Source organism: Chamaesiphon sp., assembly GCF_041738855.1.
Lineage (GTDB): Bacteria > Cyanobacteriota > Cyanobacteriia > Cyanobacteriales > Chamaesiphonaceae > Chamaesiphon.
This window is the reverse complement of the sequence record NZ_JBGSPA010000063.1, coordinates 1-19,892: the sequence shown is the minus strand read 5'-3', so window position 1 is coordinate 19,892 and position 19,892 is coordinate 1. Positions and strand designations below refer to the sequence as shown.

Annotated in this window: 21 protein-coding genes; 19 read left to right on the top strand and 2 right to left on the bottom strand. The window is 47.5% G+C overall.

Going from position 1 to position 19,892, the window contains the following annotated elements:
- Positions 1 to 73 precede the first annotated feature (73 nt).
- The 19 genes from ACEW9I_RS06515 to ACEW9I_RS06425 all read left to right on the top strand — a co-directional run bounded on the left by ACEW9I_RS06515 (position 74) and on the right by ACEW9I_RS06425 (position 18,420).
- Positions 74 to 295 (top strand): hypothetical protein, encoded by a 222-nt coding sequence (locus ACEW9I_RS06515; protein WP_373539561.1) that lies wholly within the window; start codon positions 74 to 76, stop codon positions 293 to 295.
- A complete protein-coding gene (locus tag ACEW9I_RS06510) occupies positions 283 to 684 on the top strand; it encodes a type II toxin-antitoxin system VapC family toxin (RefSeq protein ID WP_373539540.1) in 402 nt (133 codons plus the stop codon). The genes ACEW9I_RS06515 and ACEW9I_RS06510 overlap by 13 nt, the downstream gene beginning before the upstream one ends.
- A gap of 79 nt (positions 685 to 763) precedes the next feature.
- Positions 764 to 3,556, top strand: a complete 2,793-nt coding sequence (locus ACEW9I_RS06505; RefSeq protein WP_373539539.1) for a site-specific DNA-methyltransferase — start codon at positions 764 to 766, stop codon at positions 3,554 to 3,556.
- Between the two features lie 177 nt (positions 3,557 to 3,733).
- Entirely contained in the window at positions 3,734 to 5,803 is a 2,070-nt protein-coding gene (locus ACEW9I_RS06500) for a 3'-5' exonuclease (RefSeq protein WP_373539538.1), read from the top strand.
- An 823-nt stretch (positions 5,804 to 6,626) separates the two neighbouring features.
- Entirely contained in the window at positions 6,627 to 6,959 is a 333-nt protein-coding gene (locus tag ACEW9I_RS06495) for a hypothetical protein (protein ID WP_373539537.1), read from the top strand.
- Positions 6,960 to 6,974: 15 nt separating this feature from the next.
- Positions 6,975 to 11,066, top strand: coding sequence for a hypothetical protein (locus tag ACEW9I_RS06490; protein WP_373539536.1), 4,092 nt, complete (start codon positions 6,975 to 6,977; stop codon positions 11,064 to 11,066).
- A gap of 647 nt (positions 11,067 to 11,713) precedes the next feature.
- Positions 11,714 to 11,857: a hypothetical protein gene (locus ACEW9I_RS06485; protein WP_373539535.1), complete on the top strand. Its 144-nt coding sequence runs from the start codon at positions 11,714 to 11,716 to the stop codon at positions 11,855 to 11,857.
- Positions 11,858 to 12,032: 175 nt separating this feature from the next.
- Positions 12,033 to 12,479, top strand: a complete 447-nt coding sequence (locus ACEW9I_RS06480; RefSeq protein ID WP_373539534.1) for a hypothetical protein — start codon at positions 12,033 to 12,035, stop codon at positions 12,477 to 12,479.
- Between the two features lie 139 nt (positions 12,480 to 12,618).
- Positions 12,619 to 12,741 carry a hypothetical protein gene (locus ACEW9I_RS06475; protein WP_373539533.1) on the top strand — a complete coding sequence of 41 codons (123 nt, stop codon included), beginning with the start codon at positions 12,619 to 12,621 and terminating at the stop codon, positions 12,739 to 12,741.
- A 110-nt stretch (positions 12,742 to 12,851) separates the two neighbouring features.
- Complete coding sequence (locus ACEW9I_RS06470; RefSeq protein WP_373539532.1) at positions 12,852 to 13,685, top strand: DUF5895 domain-containing protein; 834 nt, start codon at positions 12,852 to 12,854, stop codon at positions 13,683 to 13,685.
- A 74-nt stretch (positions 13,686 to 13,759) separates the two neighbouring features.
- Complete coding sequence (locus ACEW9I_RS06465) at positions 13,760 to 14,164, top strand: hypothetical protein (RefSeq protein WP_373539531.1); 405 nt, start codon at positions 13,760 to 13,762, stop codon at positions 14,162 to 14,164.
- Positions 14,165 to 14,184: 20 nt separating this feature from the next.
- Positions 14,185 to 14,661: a hypothetical protein gene (locus tag ACEW9I_RS06460; RefSeq protein WP_373539530.1), complete on the top strand. Its 477-nt coding sequence runs from the start codon at positions 14,185 to 14,187 to the stop codon at positions 14,659 to 14,661.
- A gap of 93 nt (positions 14,662 to 14,754) precedes the next feature.
- Complete coding sequence (locus ACEW9I_RS06455; protein WP_373539529.1) at positions 14,755 to 15,054, top strand: single-stranded DNA-binding protein; 300 nt, start codon at positions 14,755 to 14,757, stop codon at positions 15,052 to 15,054.
- A gap of 66 nt (positions 15,055 to 15,120) precedes the next feature.
- Entirely contained in the window at positions 15,121 to 15,495 is a 375-nt protein-coding gene (locus ACEW9I_RS06450) for a hypothetical protein (RefSeq protein WP_373539528.1), read from the top strand.
- An 84-nt stretch (positions 15,496 to 15,579) separates the two neighbouring features.
- Positions 15,580 to 16,062 (top strand): DUF1419 domain-containing protein, encoded by a 483-nt coding sequence (locus ACEW9I_RS06445; protein WP_373539527.1) that lies wholly within the window; start codon positions 15,580 to 15,582, stop codon positions 16,060 to 16,062.
- A gap of 93 nt (positions 16,063 to 16,155) precedes the next feature.
- The gene (locus ACEW9I_RS06440) at positions 16,156 to 17,205 is read left to right on the top strand and encodes a DUF932 domain-containing protein (protein ID WP_373539526.1); all 1,050 of its coding nucleotides are present in this window, start codon (positions 16,156 to 16,158) and stop codon (positions 17,203 to 17,205) included.
- Positions 17,206 to 17,282: 77 nt separating this feature from the next.
- A complete protein-coding gene (locus tag ACEW9I_RS06435) occupies positions 17,283 to 17,582 on the top strand; it encodes a hypothetical protein (protein WP_373539525.1) in 300 nt (99 codons plus the stop codon).
- A gap of 103 nt (positions 17,583 to 17,685) precedes the next feature.
- Positions 17,686 to 17,949, top strand: a complete 264-nt coding sequence (locus ACEW9I_RS06430; protein WP_373539524.1) for a hypothetical protein — start codon at positions 17,686 to 17,688, stop codon at positions 17,947 to 17,949.
- Positions 17,950 to 17,985: 36 nt separating this feature from the next.
- Positions 17,986 to 18,420 (top strand): hypothetical protein, encoded by a 435-nt coding sequence (locus ACEW9I_RS06425; protein WP_373539523.1) that lies wholly within the window; start codon positions 17,986 to 17,988, stop codon positions 18,418 to 18,420.
- Between the two features lie 107 nt (positions 18,421 to 18,527).
- Here the strand turns inward: ACEW9I_RS06425 and ACEW9I_RS06420 are convergent, their stop codons facing one another.
- The gene (locus ACEW9I_RS06420) at positions 18,528 to 19,679 is read right to left on the bottom strand and encodes a hypothetical protein (RefSeq protein WP_373539522.1); all 1,152 of its coding nucleotides are present in this window, start codon (positions 19,677 to 19,679) and stop codon (positions 18,528 to 18,530) included.
- The coding region (locus tag ACEW9I_RS06415; RefSeq protein ID WP_373539521.1) for a hypothetical protein at positions 19,672 to 19,892 on the bottom strand (221 nt) is incomplete at its 5' end. The genes ACEW9I_RS06420 and ACEW9I_RS06415, both read right to left, overlap by 8 nt.

Below are 19,892 nucleotides of genomic sequence, written 5' to 3'. Positions count from 1 at the left end.
GATCTCAATAAAATTTACTGTAATAGTCAGCTCAGAACTTTATAAAAATATTGAGTTTTAGGAGATTAATATGATGCTAAAAAGTTATGAAGCAATTTATGAAAATGGACAAGTTAAGTGGCTAGGAGAACAGCCTACCGTACAATCTGCTCGATTGATCGTAACAGTTCTAGAAGAAACAGTTCCACCAGTAAAACGCCGATCTCCACCAGCATCGATCGCTGGCAAGGGTAAAACATTAGGTGATATTGTCAGTCCGATCGTCGATGAAGGGGATTGGGAATGTCTCAAGTGATTGTGCTCGATACCCATATTTGGTTCTGGTTGATGACATCTGAATTCGATCGATTTCCATCACATTGGCAGGATACGATCGCCACAGCAGAGCGAGTTGGCGTGTCGGCAATCTCTTGTTTTGAAATCGCTCTGGCGCAACAGCGAGGGCGATTGGAGTTACCTTGCTCGGCAAATGAATGGTTTCAAGAGGCATTGGAGCCAGCCGGAATTACGATTTTGCCGATAACGCCCGATATTGCTTACCACGCTGTCAATTTATCCCCAGTTCATAAAGATCCATTCGATCGATTGATAATCGCGACAGCCCTAGAATATGGCGCAAAGCTAGCAAGTGTAGATAGTTTATTTGCTCGCTATCCCGAACTTGATTCTCATTTAATGAAATAGACCGTAGTTTTACTGCAAAGCATAACGCACCGATTCCCCGATCTCCTCATCCTTTGTCCTAGCCATCACAGTACGCTCTATGCCACCCCGTCAACCAAAACCCCAAACTTCCCAGAAGATCGAGTCCTTCAAACACAATGAAGAACAACGCAAACACATCCCCACGGCTGAATTTCAATCGGTGATGGCGGAGGATGAAAAAAGCCCGATTCGGATTGCCTACCAACTCCGCAATCGGGATCTCGATCCGCAATTGGTATGGCGGGGGAAAGACGAGCAAGATTGGTCGGATTTGGTAGTGAGTGCGCCGCCGTTGTATATCCAGGAGAAGATCCAACCGCAGGCGATTATCGAAGATTTGCGGCGACAAACGGACGATCTCCAAGTACCGAGTAACGAACGTCAACTCGACTTGTTTGCGGATTTTAATGGCTTACCAAAAGATGCGACGGGGACGGAGTTTTATCACCACGATGCCAACTGGACGAACCGGATGATCTTAGGCGATAGTCTGCAAGTGATGGCAAGTTTGGCAGAGCGAGAAGGTTTGCGGGGGAAGGTACAGTGTATCTACCTCGATCCGCCTTATGGGATTAAGTTCAATTCTAATTTTCAGTGGTCAACGACGAGTCGGGATGTGAAGGATGGCAAGGTGGATCAGATTACCCGCGAACCGGAGCAGGTAAAGGCGTTTCGGGATACTTGGCGAGATGGGATTCATTCATATTTGACCTATTTACGCGATCGATTAACAGTGGCGCGAGATTTATTAACTGATAGTGGATCGATCTTTTTGCAGATTGGAGAAGAGAATGTTCATCGCATTAGAACATTGATGGATGAAGTTTTTGGCGAGGATAATTTCGTTGCGCTTATTTCATTCCGCAAAAAATTAATGCCTCTTGGAGGGAAAACTCTAGAAGGTATGGCAGATTATCTTATCTGGTATAGCCGTAATATTTCAAATATAAAATATCGACAACTTTATGTTGGGACTGACCCAGATCCTTCTGGTCGTTGGACTGGGGTTCAAGATTTTGCAGGACATCTTCGGCGACTGGGAAAGGATGAGCGGACAGATTTCAATAAAATTCCTGAAGATGCCAAAATATTTGGGACTGTATCTCAGTGGGCACCATCATTTTCAGAAAAGGCAGTTTTCCCTTTTACTTTTGAAGGTACTATATACAATCCAACTGCCGGACGTTGTTGGATAACTTCTGAAGACAAAATGGAAAGGTTAACAAGAGCAAGACGACTATTTGTGGAGGGAACTTTTCCTAGATTTGTCAGTTTTCACCAAGACTTTTGCTATAGAAAGCTGACTCATCCCTGGCGTGATACAGCACCCGCACAAGACAAAAATTATGTTGTTGAAACTAATTCAGGGGTTGTTCAACGCTGCATCCTCATGACCACAGATCCAGGCGATCTAGTCTTAGATCCCACCTGTGGCTCCGGTACTACCGCCTACGTCGCCGAACAATGGGGTCGCCGCTGGATTACCATCGACACCTCCCGCGTCGCCCTCGCCCTCGCTCGCGCCCGCATTATGGGTGCCCGCTACCCCTACTACCTCCTCGCCGATAGCCACGCCGGACAGCAAAAAGAAGCCGAAATTACCCGCACTATTCCCGCCACCCACACCACCTACGGCAACATTCGCCAGGGCTTCGTGTACGATCGCGTCCCCCACATCACCCTCAAATCGATCGCTAATAACGCCGAAATCGATGTCATTTGGGAGAAATTTCAAACCACTCTCGAACCCCTGCGCCAAGCCATCAACGCTGAACTCGGCACTACTTGGGAAGAATGGGAAATCCCGCGCGAAGCCGATCTAAACTGGTCGAAATCGGTGACAGAACTGCATACCCAGTGGTGGCGACACCGGATCGCCAGACAAAAAGAAATCGATGCTTCCATAGCTGCTAAAGCCGACCAAGAATTTCTCTACGATAAACCCTACGAGAATAAATCGATCGTCCGTGTGGCTGGCCCCTTCACCGTCGAAAGCCTCTCCCCCCATCGCGTTCTCGCCGTAGACGAAAATGACGAACTGATCGACCCCAGTAAAAACCCCACCAGTTCCGCCGCAGCCGACTTCGCCACCGTCATCCTCGAAAACCTCCGCACCGCAGGCGTGCAACAAGCCCACAAGGAAGACAAAATCGTCTTTACCACCCTCACCTGCTGGCCAGGACAGTACATCTGTGCCGAAGGACGCTATCTCGAAGGCGAAACAGAAAAACGCGCGGGCATCTTCATCGGCCCCGAATTTGGTACCGTCTCCCGCCCCGATCTCGTCGCCGCCACCCGCGAAGCTGGCGATGCCGGATTTGATGTCCTAATTGCCTGTGCATTTAGCTTTGATGCCCACTCCGCCGACTTTACCAAGCTCGGACGCATTCCCGTCCTCAAAGCCCGGATGAACGCTGATTTACACATGGCTGACGATCTCAAAAATACTGGTGCGGGCAACCTCTTCGTCATCTTCGGCGAACCCGATATCGATATCACCGATGTGGGCGATCGTCAAATTCAAGTCAAAATCAACGGTGTAGACGTATTCCGTCCTCAATCCGGCGAAGTCGAATCCAGCGGAGCCGACGGCATCGCCTGTTGGTTCATCGATACCGACTACAACGAAGAAAGCTTCTTCGTCCGTCATGCCTACTTCCTCGGAGCCAGCGACCCTTACAAATCATTAAAAACTACCCTCAAAGCAGAGATCGATGAAGCTGCTTGGGAAAGCTTATATAGTGACACTTCTCGCCCCTTTACCAAACCCAAGTCGGGACGGATCGCCGTCAAGGTCATCAATCACCTGGGCGATGAAGTGATGAAAGTGTTTAGCGTGAGTTCGAGTTAAGAATATTGGCTTCGCTCTAGCCGCCGATTGAAATCGGGGCTAATAATACGAAGTCCGCCTACGCGGACTAGTTAATCAGTCCGCGTAGGCGGACTTTGCATCATTAGCCGAGACTTCCAGTCTCAGAGCTGTTCTTATCCCAAACTGACGCTATTTAGAGTGGAGTAAGCCAAAACTGTGGAATTTCGCATCGCCGATACCTTTGCCGACAGCCTGAGCAAACTCACTGGGCAAGAGCAAAAAGCCGTCAAAACCACCGCATTCGACCTCCAACTCAACCCCGCCACACCAGGGATGCGGTTTCATAAACTCGATCGCGGCAAAGACCCGAACTTCTGTTCGGTTAGCATCAATATGGATCTGCGCTTGATTATCCACAAAACCGATCGCAGTTTGCTCTTGTGCTATGTCGCCCATCATGACGATGCCTATGCCTGGGCAAATCGCCGCAAAATCGAGCAACATCCCAAAACGGGTGCCGCCCAATTAGTCGAAGTACGCGAGCGAGTCGAGGAAGCCACCTATCAACCCCTACCCACAACACGGCCCACCCAGCACAAACCGCTCCTATTTGCCGCATATGCCGAAGACGATCTCTTGAGCTACGGTATTCCCCGCGAATGGCTCCCAGACGTGCGCCAAGCCACCGAGGACTCGCTATTCGACCTAGCCGACCATCTACCTCAAGAAGCGATCGAAGTCCTCCTAGAACTAGCCACAGGCGGCAAACCATCGCTACCAAAAGCTCTCCCGACCCTCCCCGATCCCTTCAGCCATCCCGACGCTCAACGTCGCTTCCGCGTGATGACCGATCGAGCGGCACTAGAAAAAGCCCTAGATTTCCCTTGGGAAAAATGGACGGTCTTCCTCCATCCCGCCCAACGCGCCCTCGTCGAACGTCAATATACAGGGCCAGCGCGGATTTCTGGCTCTGCTGGTACGGGCAAAACCATCGTCGCCCTCCATCGAGCCGTATTTCTCGCCCGCCAACAGCCCCAGGCGCGGCTGCTACTGACCACCTTTTCCGATGCTTTAGCTAACGCGCTATCGCTCAAGCTCGATCGCTTAATCGGGAACGAACCCGCTCTAATGGCGCGAATTCGCGTTTGTGCGATCGGTACTATTGCCAGCGAACTCTATACCCAGGCATTTGCACCGCCCAAACTAGCTACACCGGAGGATTTGAGATCGATCGTCCGATCGGTCGCAGCCACGGTACCCGCTCGCTTTAGCTTATCTTTCCTCCTGGGAGAATGGCGCGATGTGGTCGATGCTTGGGACTTAGACACCTGGGAAACATATCGTGACGTACAACGGTTGGGACGCAAAACCCGCATCGGTGGAGCGCAACGAGAAATGCTGTGGTCGATTTTCGAGCGAGTTTGGCAAGAGCTAGAGCGGCGAGAGCTGATTACTGAGTCGGGGCTGTTGCGCCGCGTCGCCCAATCTTTAGCACTTACTCAAAATCGCCCCTTTGACTTTGCTGTAGTAGATGAAGCGCAAGACATGGGCATCGCCGAACTGCTGATGCTAACGGAGATCGTCAACACTCAGCAGCCAGATTGCCTGTTTTTCACAGGCGATTTGGGACAACGCATCTTCCAACAACCCTTCTCCTGGAAAGCTGTCGGTGTAGATCTGCGCGGGCGATCGCAAAATCTGACCATCAACTACCGGACATCCCATCAAATTCGCACCGCAGCCGATCGACTTCTACCCTCATCTCTAGCCGATGTCGATGGGAATGTCGAGGATCGACGCAATACAGTATCGGTGTTCAATGGACTATCGCCGACAATCGAGATTTGTGCTGATGTGGAGCGAGAAATCCAGCTAGTCAGTCAATGGATTGTCGAGCGATTGCAAGCCGGACTCCAACCCGATGAAATCGGTGTGTTCGTGCGCGATCCCGCTCAATTGGATCGCGCGATCGCGGCTATTACCAAATCTGGAGCAACTCCAGTCGAATTAAACTCCCAAATTGTTTTCACGCGAGGTTGTATTGCCGTCAGTACGATGCACTTAGCTAAAGGACTAGAGTTTCGGGCTGTGGTGGTAATGGCTTGTGACGATGAGGTTTTACCCCTCCAATCGCGAATCGAAGATATTGCCGACGAATCAGATCTGGAGGAAGTCTATAATACCGAACGGCACTTACTCTATGTAGCTTGCACTCGCGCGCGGGATTTCTTACTCATTAGCGGCATCGACCCAGCTTCTGAGTTTCTGACGGATCTAAATCGTTAACTTCCTGTCAACACTCGTCTCGTTGGCGGTAGCGGAGTGTTTGCCTTTGCAATAGCCTCTGTGTAAGAGAATCGAGAACCAACTAGCATTTTCTAAGTATTTACGGAAATACTGATTCGCGGTATTTGCAATTGCAATGACAAAGGCAATGCTACGAGACGCTTCGCGAACGGCAGTCGATATCCAGCGAGACTGTAAACATTATCGACGACTAGTCTAGATCGCGATCGAATCCATCGATATATCGTTCGATTGCTTTAAAATCTGGAAGCGACGGTGATGCCAAACTTGTCACAGTAATATGTCAAGATCGTCAACTTGCAATCGATCTAGAGATGTCGGATTCTTAGATTTGGGAGCACGTATAATTACTGTAGGTTCTGTCGCATCGATCCCCAAGTCCTTCATCTCAATCATACTCATACTCACCCCTAAAGTTATAAAGTCATCCGGTGCGCGATCTCAATCAGGATAAGCGCGATTTAACACATTTCCCAGCTCGATAATTCTGTCTAGATCTTTCGTTTTCCCTGAGATAGATTTGACGGCATAAGCCGATCGCAATTCTCCCGCACTTAGGTAATAGAGATCTTTGGATATCGAAATTTCAACTGAAACTTGTACTTCTGGGCGTTGCAATTCCACAACCCAATGAGAGAAATCATCCGGTGCTTTCGACCCATCGGAGTAAACTTCGTCGAGCAGAGTTCCTAAGTTTTTAACCTGTTCGATCTTGGCAACGTCACCAGCTAGCTCCGCTGCACATGAAACAATTAAGAAGTTTGTTATCCTAAGAGCATCAATCTTAGATTATGAATAGATCGTGGTTAAAATAAATTCCATCGAAGACATTTTCTATAAGGAAGGCGATATCATCCCCCCGCCGCCGCGCACCTACACCGAGGAAGAAGAAGCCCAAAATATTGAGGATGAGAAACTAATGGCTGAAGTTGACATGGAAGGATGGGCATACGAGCGTTCTTATCGCTCTGAAGATTATAACGATTTGGGCGATATGCTCGCTGACGGCATCGACATTGACGATATTCCTGAGTCCTACTATACAAAGGGGAATAAACCCAAACGAGATTTTAAACCGCTTACTATATTTACTCAAACCTTCCCTGATGTAGAAGAAGACATCATCCGCTGGTAATTTTCCACGCTCGTCATGCTCCAGTTTCAAGAATTTGATTTAAAGACTGGTAAAGACCTCACCGATTTTGCACCAGAAGGCAATCGAACGCCAAGGGTAAAATTGGTGGAGAATTGTTACTTAGAAAAGTGGCTCCAGACACATCGGATCGAGCCACAGAGTTTGCACGTAGCTAGCTTCTACAACGGAGTAAATGACTCGGATCGCCTACGGTTGGAAGCTCAAGGGAGATATCTCATCTGTACCAGTGGTAAATCTGGGTACTTTACAGATCGGACGACTGCGGATCTGATTGCCAAAGGGGACAAGAGCCGTAACATCCAAGCGATTTACGCAGATGGTAAGCGCAGTGCCCATAATGCGGTTGCTTATGGCTCACTGGTTGTCAGCGATGGTAAGTCAACCACACAGACAAAATCGGGTAATTCAAAGATCTTAATTATCGATGATGAGCAAAGGTCGAGTGGTGCAGTTCCACTCATAGACCGAGAAGGACGGAAAGTACCAATCAAAGAATTAGCCCACCTTTACGACAAGATGGGCGATGGCACGATGTTGGCATCGCCCAAACTCTTACGCGGACTGTTGTTGGATAAGGAAGTGCTACTCGCCATAGATCGCGGCTTGCAACACAGTGAAGATAATGTCGATGAGGAGTTAGGTAACTTAGGCGAGTGGATCGATACAGCATTTGGCGAGAGTTACGCTCCAGACTTAGCCGGAAAGTTGTTGGAGGAATTCAAGTGTACCGGAAGGATCTCTAATTATTCTGTTGACCTCCAAACCGCCCAAGCGATCGAGAAAAAGATCGACAAGCTTGCGCGGAGTGCTGTCTTACAGTTCCGTGCAGCCACGCCGGATTTTCCTGGAATCGCTAAAGGGACGGTAGCTACCAGTTCATGGTGCGAGCGATTGGGAGTAGATGCGATCGTCTCTACAAATGACTTTAAGGGCGACGATGGCAGACTCAATGAAGCAGGGATCTTAGAACTAGAGAGTTTTTGGTGGGTCAACCGGAAGATTAAAGCCGAATATTCCAATCAATCAGTGGGTGCCCAAGTTAAGGGCACGATCCCAGCGGCAACTCTCAACGAACTCAATCCAATGATGGCAGCCAAAGCCGCCGAACTTGCCGATGTGGCGATCGACAATTGGCAGGTAGCAGCTAACTTCGTAGCCAAAGAAGAAGCAAGGCGAGAGCGTGAGCTAGTTATCGATACACCCGAAGACATTGATGGTGTGGACGATGACGAACCACGTAACAATCGAGCAACACTTTCCGAACTTCTTAAAGCCGACAAGTACGGACAGCTTACCCAACTGCCCAATATCAGCCGCCAGCTTAACAAATCGCTCAGACGCGACAGGTTAGATGTAGCTACCAGTGGGATCGTCGTCCCCGCTGCGATCGCCCAGCACCATAGTAAATTAGAGCAGTGGGAGATCTGTAACCGCGACCTACCGCACGGGGCGATCGTCGCTTACTATCGATCGCCCTTTCCCAACGTCGGTGCTGCGGCAATCGCAATTAATAATTTAGAAGTATTACGCGATCTCGACCGCGAAGCATTCACCAAACAGGGCGTAGTCTATCTAAATCCCTGGACGGCAAAACATATCGCCATTACCGATTTCGATGGCGATCGCAATGGCTTCTTCGTTGGTTATCTAGCAAACGACAATCTTCCTCACCAACTGCGCGAGCAACTGAGCCATTTACCCCTTGTGGGTGGCGAGCGGTATGAAGCGGGTAGGGAAGTTATCGCCCAAATAATCCTTCAGCCAGATTTAGAACGCGGGAAATTCCCGCTGGCAGTCAGAGAATTTATCAAAGCTAATGCCCCCGATCGTAAGCCGTTACCGATTGCTAAAGCTAAAAAAGCCGACCACCCCTGGCATGAAGGCGAGTCACTAACTCAAGCTATTTGGCGAGCCTGGGATATTACTGCCAACAATCCGACTGGAAAAGTTGCCAACCAGTCGATAATCTTGCAATCCCTCGCATCCGAGACAGTTTACATCGAACAGCAGCGGAAGATCGGTTTGCTCAAGCAAATAGGCACAGCATACAGTGAGATTCCAATCGAAGAGATTCCCAACAATGAGTATTTAATCGATCGTGGGTTGCCGCCGATGCAGTTAGCCGCGAAGATCGAGAATATCGTCCAGGCGAGTAAACAGCTCGATAAATTACCAGCAGCAGAGCGATTGGCGTTTGCCGAGATGAATTTAGGTAATGTCAATCGGCTTCTCAAAAACTACTGTGACAGTGCAGTAGCAAAAAATCTGCAAACTGCCGTCGATACAGCCAAAAGCAGCGTTGGGATCGATGACACTATTCACGAATTCGGCGAACGCCTTCAGTACAAGTCTCATCAGCTTCGCCAGAATGTCAAAAAGCCCGATATTTACCTTACTCGCGACCTCCCCACTAATACTCAAGAACCGATCGGCTGGGCGGTGGAAACTGCAAATCGATTTTATAGTGGTGGGCAACAGCAGCAAGAATTACAGGAAATCGAGTCAGATAATTTAAACAAGCGGTTTCGTTCGCTGGTGCCGATTACTCACAATGACGCTCAAAAAGCAGTTGTAGATGATTTCGCTCGTCGATATCGTAATTGTACTCAGGCGATCGGGCAGGTGAAAGAGCGGCTATACCAAGAGTTCTCGGAAGACCAGCAACCGACGCTTACAATTCTCTCCAGTAACGGTAAAAGCCTTGTAGTTCAACGACTATGCGATGCAGATGCGAACGGAAATTCACCAGTCTGGGATTTAGGTGATGGTGAGAGTAATGCAAGATTCGAGATTTATCGCAATGGGGAGAATAATGGCAAAGAGAATTATGCGGTCTATCTAGTAAATGCAGCAGATAAAATCCCGATCGGATATGTCTCACCAAAGTCAGCCCAAGAGCATAACTTAGACAAGTATCCGATCGAGCAAATTGGGAGTACAAAAAAATTATTCATATCAAACTCAACAATCGAATTTCATCCGCCCTATGCCCTAGAAAACGATGTGGATGCCGTATTTGCCAGTGCCGATCGCGTACTTAGCGAATTGGAAAACTCGATCCCTAACGACAAACGGATGCAGTATGCGTCCGCTGCATGGCATTCCAGCGCAGGTATGGGCATGGCGACTAAAATCTTTGCTAATGAAATTAGCCAACATCTAGATAATGTACCGCCAATCGCGCTCAATCGTCCTACGGCAGCCGCGTTGGAGTTAAGAGATGGCGCGGAACTGGCAATTAGATTCGAGCGCGACTTGCGGATTAGTGCGATCGCCCCAGATGGCAGCACGATCGACCTGGGCTTGAGTACTTACGGGGATTCACCGCTGCTTACCCCTGGCACGGTGGTAGCTGCTAAAATCGTTCGACCCCTCGACCCGAAAATTCACATCCGCACCGAGCTAGGCGAATTTGTCGTCAATCCCGCCCCCGCTATTAGCAAGATTCAGATCGAAGACTTCGCAGGGAAGTTTGCATTCGAGCGTCGGAACCAAGAGATTTCAGTCGATTACATTGGTTCTGGGGGACGGCGCATACCGATCGGAATACTGGGGCGAGAGTTAATCAACAAGGATTCAAAAGCCAACCTCAAAAATGCCAGCAATTTACTTAAAGGCACTCTATCTCGTGGCTCGAATGAGAAAATTCTTGAAATTCAAGTCCAACATCTCATCGACCATCAGCCTGTTGCTAGGATCGATCGTGGGGAACTCATCCCACTGCCGCAGCAATCTATGCCTCTGAAGTCTGACACTCCAGCCCCTTCATCAGAGCGACGCTACTTGCCAACAGCCGGAGAGCTGCGGCACCTCTACGGTGCTGCGGAGTTGGCTGGAGATGTTGCGAAGATGGCAGAGATAAAAAGCTTGGGAGTGCTGCTTAATGACATTTACCCCGATGGCGATCGCGCACCGGATGATTTTTCTCATTGGGCTGTAGACATTCCCGTGTCCGAACGAGAAATAACCGAACCTCACTCTAAATCGACAGAGCGAGAATCGACTGTAATCGTACCCGTTAGTAAGACAAAGAGTTCTATCGTAGTAAACCCAGCTCAAACTGAAAATATCGGTCGATCGATGTGATGCTTCACTAATAAATAGCTCTTCGATCGCCAGTCTCAAACCGCCACAATCTCGAACTCATAATGTTTCCAGCTTGTTGCTGCTGGAGATTGTCACTTGAGCCGCTATACCTGACTAAATCCCCAATTTTTATCAGTGCGGACGATCGAATAGGTCGAGCGGGAATTTTTATCGTCGTTATCGTCAGCCAACCGCGAAATCCTGTGCCGCTCTATCGTTCGATGGCTGACGATATTTTCCTTCTTATCGTCAGCCTTTGGTCGAACGTCAGCAATTGAAATATCGTCGGCAATATCGTCGGTAGTATCAATATCGTCGGTAATATCGTCAGCCCTAAGAGCGTTACCCTGACTAGTTTCTGGCTAAAGCAGACCCTCAACCGACGATACCGACGATAAAATTACGAGTTTGTCTAACACGATCGTCCGAGTTCCTGCTTTTTTTAAGTCGCTCCTCTCGGACTTCGCTTCCCAAAGCCTTGAGAGCGGGCGATTACATCGCGGCGCGGCTACGCCAACGAGGTTTGTTAAGGCTCGAACCTCCCCGATTGCCAGAGGAGTTAACTAATTTATTGGGCGGCATAGCCGCATCTAAACGAGGAAGCGCAATTTCACTTGCGCTTCCTCGTTTATTTATCTGGATGAATTATGCACATCGAAGCCGATTTACTCGCGGGACAGCCGCTTGAATGCACAGAATACTTGCAATTCTTGGAGGAATTAATGCTCGAAACTTGCGAGTCATCTCATGACGATCGCCAAGACTATTACCACTCCGATCCTCAATATTAATTGCCGCTCGTTCACCTATTCCTCTGTTTACCGATCGTGTCTTTCTGTCTCTGATGTCCGAGTACTAATTTTAATAAACCTTGAGTGCGAGGCAGCTACTTCGCACTCAAACATCTCAATAAAAACAAATCTCATGATAGCACTACCTACTCCTCAAAATTGTTGTGAATGCCCAATGGCACGACCGCTGAATGAAGACCGATTCTCCTGTGGCAACAGCCTATCCAAAGTAGTTCGCGGTCATTTCCCTGCCACCGCAGAATGTCACGATGCACTAAGCGACCGTCCTCATCGTTATTTCCAGCCGCTACCGCTGCCCGATCTCCAAGGACTAGATCCAGAGTGGGTTTGCGATCGTATCCACTTGACATTAAATTGGCTCGATGCCTGTAACGACGCGCCAGGAGCAAAAGACGGTGAGATTGCGGTCGAAGTCTGCCACCAAGACTTACGGATCGGCTATCTTCGGCGCGATCCGAATGTCTATTATTGCGCTCGACTAGTTGGTATGCGATCGCCCGATCCTTATTGGCTGGCATTGCATCTGGTTCATCCTGACTATTTGTCCCAAGTACCTGATGAGATCGTAGCCGATCGCTCGATCGTCCCCGAATACTTCTAGTTTTTGGCACTTCCGCGTAATTACTTGGAACTGTCAGCTTTTTATTGTCGATCGATCTTGAGAAAGTCATCGGCAAAGCCGAATTTAGATGAGCATTAAGTCGTTCGTATCCATCTTTAGACATCCAGGAGAAACCAACATGTTCGCTCGTTTAATTTCTGCCTACCATCACTTCATTTATCTTCGTTCTGGTGAGTTTGAATCCCGTCAATTTTCAGTTAGTGAAGCAATTATTGAGGTCTACTACGAATTTTTTGCCTGAATTTATCGACCTTTATCAGCTCGCAGATCCCTCAATCTGCGAGCTATTTTTTGTGGTTTCGGCAGAGCCGTATCCATTCGACCGATCCATTATCTTTAGGAATTTTTATCATGACTAATCCTCAGCCCGTCCGCGATCGCTTTGCCTCACCCGAATACTGCAATCCCGATGCCAAGCTGCCATTCATTCAAAGCCTCCGTGGGGAAAATCCTGCCGAGTGTGGTTTCTTTATCAGCCTCGACCAGATGGGAAAAGCGAGCTGGTTGAATATGCCTGAAATTTTGGACACCTATACATTCTCTAGCGGGGCGATTGAGCGAGGCTTAATCTTCCGCCAGCCTCGAATGTTGGTAGTACCTAAATCGGGGCTACTCGCGGCGCGAACTGTCAAAGCCGAAAACGGCAACTCGGAACTGGAACTGCTTGGTAATTATCGCGACTTCAAAGGTCGAGCTGGTATTACCAATATCCAGATCTTTCAAGTGTTGCTACTCGATCTCGATAATTGCCCCTTGCATGAAATCCCCCTCCAATACATTGCCAAAGGTTCTACACAGGCTACCTTTGCAACGCACTATCAGCAGTTTCTTCTAGAGATAACTATGTGCCACGCTCACAGTAACGGGATCTCGGCACGTCCGAAGAATCTGGAATTCAACGTTCTATGTGTCTTCGAGTTCGAGGTCGTGCGCGAACTAGCGGGTAACGGGCAGAAAGCCTGGGCTTGTAAGGTTGCCAGTCATACCAAGCCCACGATCGATAACTGGGAGAGCTTCTTTCTCGGTCGCAATGACGATCTAGCAAATCGAACACTGCAATTGCTGGATATCCCCGTCAGTAACGCAGTCTTCGCCGCAGCCAAGCCAGTCGCCCAAATCGCGCCTGCTCCCGAACCTGTCGCCACTCAGATCGATGACGATGAGACAGAGGACATCCCGTTCTAGCCACCTTCCTATCGACCCCGATTACCTGCGAACTTCCCATAGCTCGCAGGTATTTTTTATTAACTGGAGGTTTTATGTACGCATCCACAGCAGGAATCGGATCGAGTTTACAAAGATTGCGAAGATTTCCAGATTATCAACACAATCAGTTGTTAATTCTGGCGGGTTTAGAAATGACGATCGCTTACGAACTTCTAGAAGCTCTACAGCGAATTTGGAGTTCGATCTTTTGGAAACGGAGCAATAGTGCTACCAAATTTGCAGTCAACAAAAAGATGGAAGGCATTGTTTTTGATGCAGGTACATCGATTATTAATGCTGGCAAACTGCTTAACCAGTACTATGACGAGCATGGAGTTGAAGAAGGAGATCGAGCAGCTTGGAGCGAAATCATCATGTCTTTAATAAGTGCCAATCGCTGGCATAAAGAACAATTTGGTAAAGACTGCGATCTCAAGCAATTAACTATAGATCTCTAAGTAAAAACCGTCTTATCGCCATGACTCCTAAAGCAATAATCCAAAATCATCTAATCCGCCAAGTCTATTTAAGTAACGCCGAAATCGCCGAAATCTTTTCACCGCGATTCGATTATGAAGAGGCTTGCATGAGCGCAGAAGGCAGAGAATTTCACGTCGATCTCGACGAAGCAATCGGCAACTATTTCTGGTGGGAAGCGATCTCAATCGAAGTATTGTTAAAACCCGATGTCAAAGCCGCAGATCTTAACAACGAATCAGATCCCGTATTCTTAACCGCTCGACAGGCTTGGTTCGATTGTGCCCAGACAAATAACATCAACCCCAATCCGATTGAAGTGCTAGAAGTCTGGCTGGTTTCTGACTGGCTCTATAACAAACTCGACTGCCAAGACGAATCGGTTGTTATCTGGAAGGGACTGCCACTCTGGGGGAGAACTAGTACGGGCTTGCCTGTAGATCGTGAGGATGTTATCGAAGCAATTGCCAGACTTTGATGTCCTGGAATGACAACGAGAACCATCGGCAAAGCCGAATCTAGCTGAAGCAATATTGCTTTTTGCTCACACATCTTTTGGAGGATTTTGCTCGTGTTAATTACAATTTCTGGCTCGATCGGTCGCGCTCCTCAATCTTTATCCCAAACCACAGATGGTTTACCAGTCCTCGAAGCTGCTCTAGCAGTGCCGACTGTCGAGGGTAAGGATTGGTTTGCACTGCAATTTGCAGATGCCGCTTTGATTCGATCGGTTCAGCAAGTGCGTAAAGGCGATGCGCTTGCTGTTACTGGCGAGCTGTGGTTCGAGCCGATCGCGTCAGAACCCGACCGCTTCAAGCCCGTGGTTTGTGTTTCGGACTTGCAATTGTGTGAGTTGCCAGTTGCTTACTAACCAGCACCGCTACTGCTATCGATTCGATTTCTCTGCTCACCACTTATCCTATCCTGGAGGCTGCTTATGAACTCTGTTATTTCTAACCTTATCATCCTGACCGCTGAAGTTATCGAAGACAAGATCGTTGGTACTGCGATCGATGGAGCTATCAAAGTGCTGTTTGCAGTTGAAGCGATCGATATCAACCAGCGGCTATTCTTACCCGAAGCCAATCTCGTCGTCAGCGGTAAGTTTCGGCTCGGTCGCGATGCTGGCACTATGGGCATCTCGATCGAGAGTGTCATCGCTGTTGTCTCTCTACCTGTTGCAACTTCCAGTGAGAGCGCACCCCCAGTCGAGCTAGTTACCCTCCCTGATGATGCTCCAGCTAAGTCCAAGCGCAAAACCTCGACGACCTCTCGAACTAAGAAAGCTGCAAAGACCCCAATTGCTGCTTGATATCTGCCAGATCGAATCCTTGCCGCTAAATACATCTGGGTTTGGCGGCTTTCTCATATCTATAACTACTCTTGAGGTCAAAAAATGTCCACACGATACATCTTCAACCCAGATAATTTCGATGGCACCTGCCTGACCACGATCGACACCAACACTGGCAAGATCGCTTACACCCAATTAAATTGGGATGAATACAACGCAGCTCACGGTGGCAACCTTCAAGCTCTAGAATGGGATGATTTTTACCACAACTGGATTAAACCCCACGAACTCAAACTACAAGGCGAGTGGATCGAATGCGCTGAAGCAGATTATGACGAAATGCTAAACATTCTGCCGCCGCTCAAGTATCGGGAAATTAATGGCTTTGAGACTTTCTTTGTCGGTGAAGCTACGACTGGGACACTCTTCCAAATGTACGCTTGCAAAAATGGCAAATACTGGACGGCTTTGCGGGATGCTACACGATCGCCAGATGACTTAGGCAAAGAACTTTTGGAGTTAGTCAAGGTAGATTTATCGATCGAACGGCTTGCCGTCTGCGACAGCAATCGTGACGCGGCATAGCCGCAGTTATTTGGAAGTTCACCTATTTTGCCGCCAAACCTAGATAGATTTGGCGGCTTTCTCGTATCCATAACTATTTTTGAGGACTATATCATGAAGACTGGTCTGACTCTCGTTCAACTCGCCGAAGAACTCACCGCTCAACAAGAGTCCAAGCGAGACTTCCACGCGCCTACCTCTAGCCTGTCAATGCAAACTGACGGTCGGTTTCAACTCGATACCAACAGCGGAAAAGAACAGATGCCAGCTACGGACTATGCTCACGCACAAGTGGCTTCTCGGTTGTCGATTCCCAAACCTTATTACGATCGGATGCTCGCCCACAGCCCCGCACTGTTGTCTACCAATGTGAATCATTGGATGAGCGAGAAACAAGGCGAAACCTCGCTCATCCGTACTTTGCGAGGTCAGGTCCGCGCTTTCCTGAGCAGCCGCTATCGCATCGTTGACAACCAGGATTTGCTAGCAATTGTGCTGACCGAGCTATCTGAGATGGGCGATGGGATTCGGATCGTAAGCTGCAATGTCACGGATACGAAAATGTATCTCAAGGTTATAAACACTAAAATTGAAGCTGCGATAGCACTTGGGGATGTAGTGCAAGCTGGTTTCACTTTGAGCAATTCCGAGCTTGGCGATGGGGCGATCTCGGTCGAACCCTGGATCTTACGCCTTGTCTGTCTCAATGGTCTAGCCCTGAAGGACGGGAAGCAGCGGAAGAATCATGCGGGTCGTGCGAATGAAAGCACCGATTTGTATGCGATTGATACCGTACAAGCGATCGATAACGCCTTCAAGTTGAAGATTCGCGACTTGGTACGAAATGCGATAAGCATCACCACCTTCCGCAATGCTGTAGCCGATCTGCAAGCATCTAAGCATGACACGATCGTAGGTCATCCAGCCAAAGCCGTCGAAGTGACGGCAAAAGCGATCGGTCTGAGTGGCGATGAATCCAGCTTAGTTCTGAATCACTTAATTCGTTCTGGTGACTTGTCTCGCTTTGGCATGTTGAATGCGGTTACTCGGACTGCTGAAGATATTCAGAGCTACGATCGGGCAACAGAAGTCGAGCGGTTGGGTTCGAGCGTTTTGTACTTGCCGCAAACTACCTGGCGCGCGATATCAACTGCTAGTAATTAGCTAAAATGGAGAAATCCCCGTAAGTAGGATTACTGGGATTTCTCAAAATCGCTCAAATTCACTACTAGGATAACATAATGTCGCTAACGATCGAAGTAGAACTCAAAGATATATTCATCAAGATCGACCAACGCCTCGATCGAATTGAGCAAGGTCAGAATGAACTGAAATTGAGTGTGTCTGAACTTAAAGGTGAAGTTAAGAACCTTGATGAAAAACTCAGTGGTAAAATCAATACTCTCGATACCAAAGTTGATGGACTGTCAACAAGAGTTAGCAATCAAGAGATTTTATTGAGGACTATTGTTGGTGGTTTAGTTCTCATCATTCTTGGTGGCGCAGCCAAAATGTTCTGGAACTTCCCTGCTAGCCCATAGCTTTACCACCACAATCTCTCATCCGTTTAGCACCAGTCTTCAAATGTGACTGGTGCTTTTTTGGATTCTTAATCACATTACCAACCTCTAGGAAATAAGCATTATGTACGAATCAAACAATAAAAAAGTCGAGAAAATTGTCCGCATCATTCAATCTCATGGATGTATTATTGAAGGCAAGAAAATCAGCTTAGACGATCTATCGCTGCTTTGTCAGGATCTCAATGATTCTGATAAAAAAGAGATTGCAGGTCTAATTCAATCCATTGATGATGAATTATTTCATCTCTACGGCGATCGTCAATATCTAGACAGTCAGATCCAGCCTCTCGTATCAGTTAAAGAAAAATTATCTAAGTTAGTCTAAAAAATACTATAAAGCTCATCCAAATTTTCTAAAATCATGAAACTTGAAACTTACCAACTTACTGTTGAAGAATATCTAGATCGACTTAACTATGCTGTCATCCGATCTGAGGGAAGCACTAAGTTGATTCAATTGAGAAATCTCAAACTCGTTCAAATTGAATCGAGTGCAGATAATAGCTATGTTATCCAAGAAGTAACACAAGGCAAAGCCGGAGAATGCTGGGGAGATATTAGTATCGAAACAGTAATCGAACATATCCAAATGCTAGAAGGTGGCAATGATACTTTCTACAAAATCTGGCATACCGATGATGTCCTTTCTCTTAATCCACAGCTAAGTCGAGATTTTGCTAGATTAGTATTACAAATGGCAATGGATAATCATGATGCTACAATTGGAATAAATTGGGAAGTATTACAATTCCACATAGATCGAGTTCTGGAAATGCAATCGACTAGGATTATCTAAAACTAATGCCAGATCGAATTTTATTGTCTGAATATTAGTACGAATCAGAAGGGATTGCCATGCTAATTTGTCTTAGCTTTGAGAAGATTCATCCAGTTTGGATGAGTCTATTTTTTTCTCGCTCTGTCGCTCCAGTATTCATTAGCAATTACCAATATATCTTTCTCCCACAAGCATTGCACGTCAGCAAATCTATCTTGTAGCTCTACAGGGATCGACGTACCTTCTGGATAAATCAATCCACCATTGATATATATTGCCTGATGATTTTCTCCAGGTACGTTAGATAACTTATTTTCAAAGCGAGCGACTATTTCTTGGGCAAATATTCGACCGACTCCGCCACCGAAGACAATTTCATCGATGTTTGGAAGCTGAATCCGCAACCACTGGCTCAATGACTGCCAAAATTCGATCTTAGCTGAGGCGATCGCTTCCATTAGTCGCTCTAATTCCTTTTCCCGTCCGGTTTCTGTATTTCTGAGTAAGAGTTTGAGTAGAGGTGCTTTATTCTCTTCTTTACCGAGTAAGTAAGTTGCAACTGCAACAGTAAGATCGTTATCTTTATAGCCTGAAGTTCGCGATCGAATGTAATTTACCATCCAGATAAATCCTAGTTCGCAAGACCGAAAAGAGCTATAAGTATTGTTGGCAAGCTTAAAGCAGCTTGAATTTCTGTGCCCCATCATGATTACACCCAGCGATCGATCTCCCAAATCGCCGCGTTTGTGTTCGTAAAACAACGATAATCCACCGCCTTCAGGATGACAGTTAAAGTACTTGAGCTGGACTCGAAGCTCGCCGATTGGCGTTTCAAAGCTTGTCAACGCCTGTCTGAGATCGTCCTCCAGAATATCGCGGTCTAGGAGTTCGCCAGGAGGCAGCACACAGCAAAGGAATAACCTGATTTTGCCAGTCTTAATTCTACACAGTCGTACCGCCACTGCTATTGCTGCTAAGGTGCGGCAAATAGCATTGTTAGTTTTTGGCTCTTGATAATCCATCGTCGAATGGAATCTAGTTCGAGCTAATTCGCCAACAGCATAGTAACGACCGCTGATTCCTACAAAAGCATGTCCGACTGGATGGATATTAAAATTTTGCCTACATTCCTCGATCGAAGTAGCAGGGATCTCGATCGCTTCAGGTTCCATCATGAAGTAGTGAGGATTTTCGTTAAGTTCTTGGCTATAGACAAACTTGAGCGAGCTGCTACCGTAATCTACAACTGCGTATAAATGCTCTATAGTACTAGCCATTTTCCTCCTGTCCTAGCAGCATTTTTCTTCTAACTGGCTGAATCGGTCGTTTGTCATCATCCTTATCAGCATCGATATTCGCAATCTGAGGTAGTTGAGAGTGGGGTTTAGATCGTTCGGTGGTTGTGTGTTGCAGATCGTCAGCGAGCAACGAATCTGCTGAAACTGATGGTAAGGGCAAGATTGACGCTACTGATGTACTTAACGAGCGAG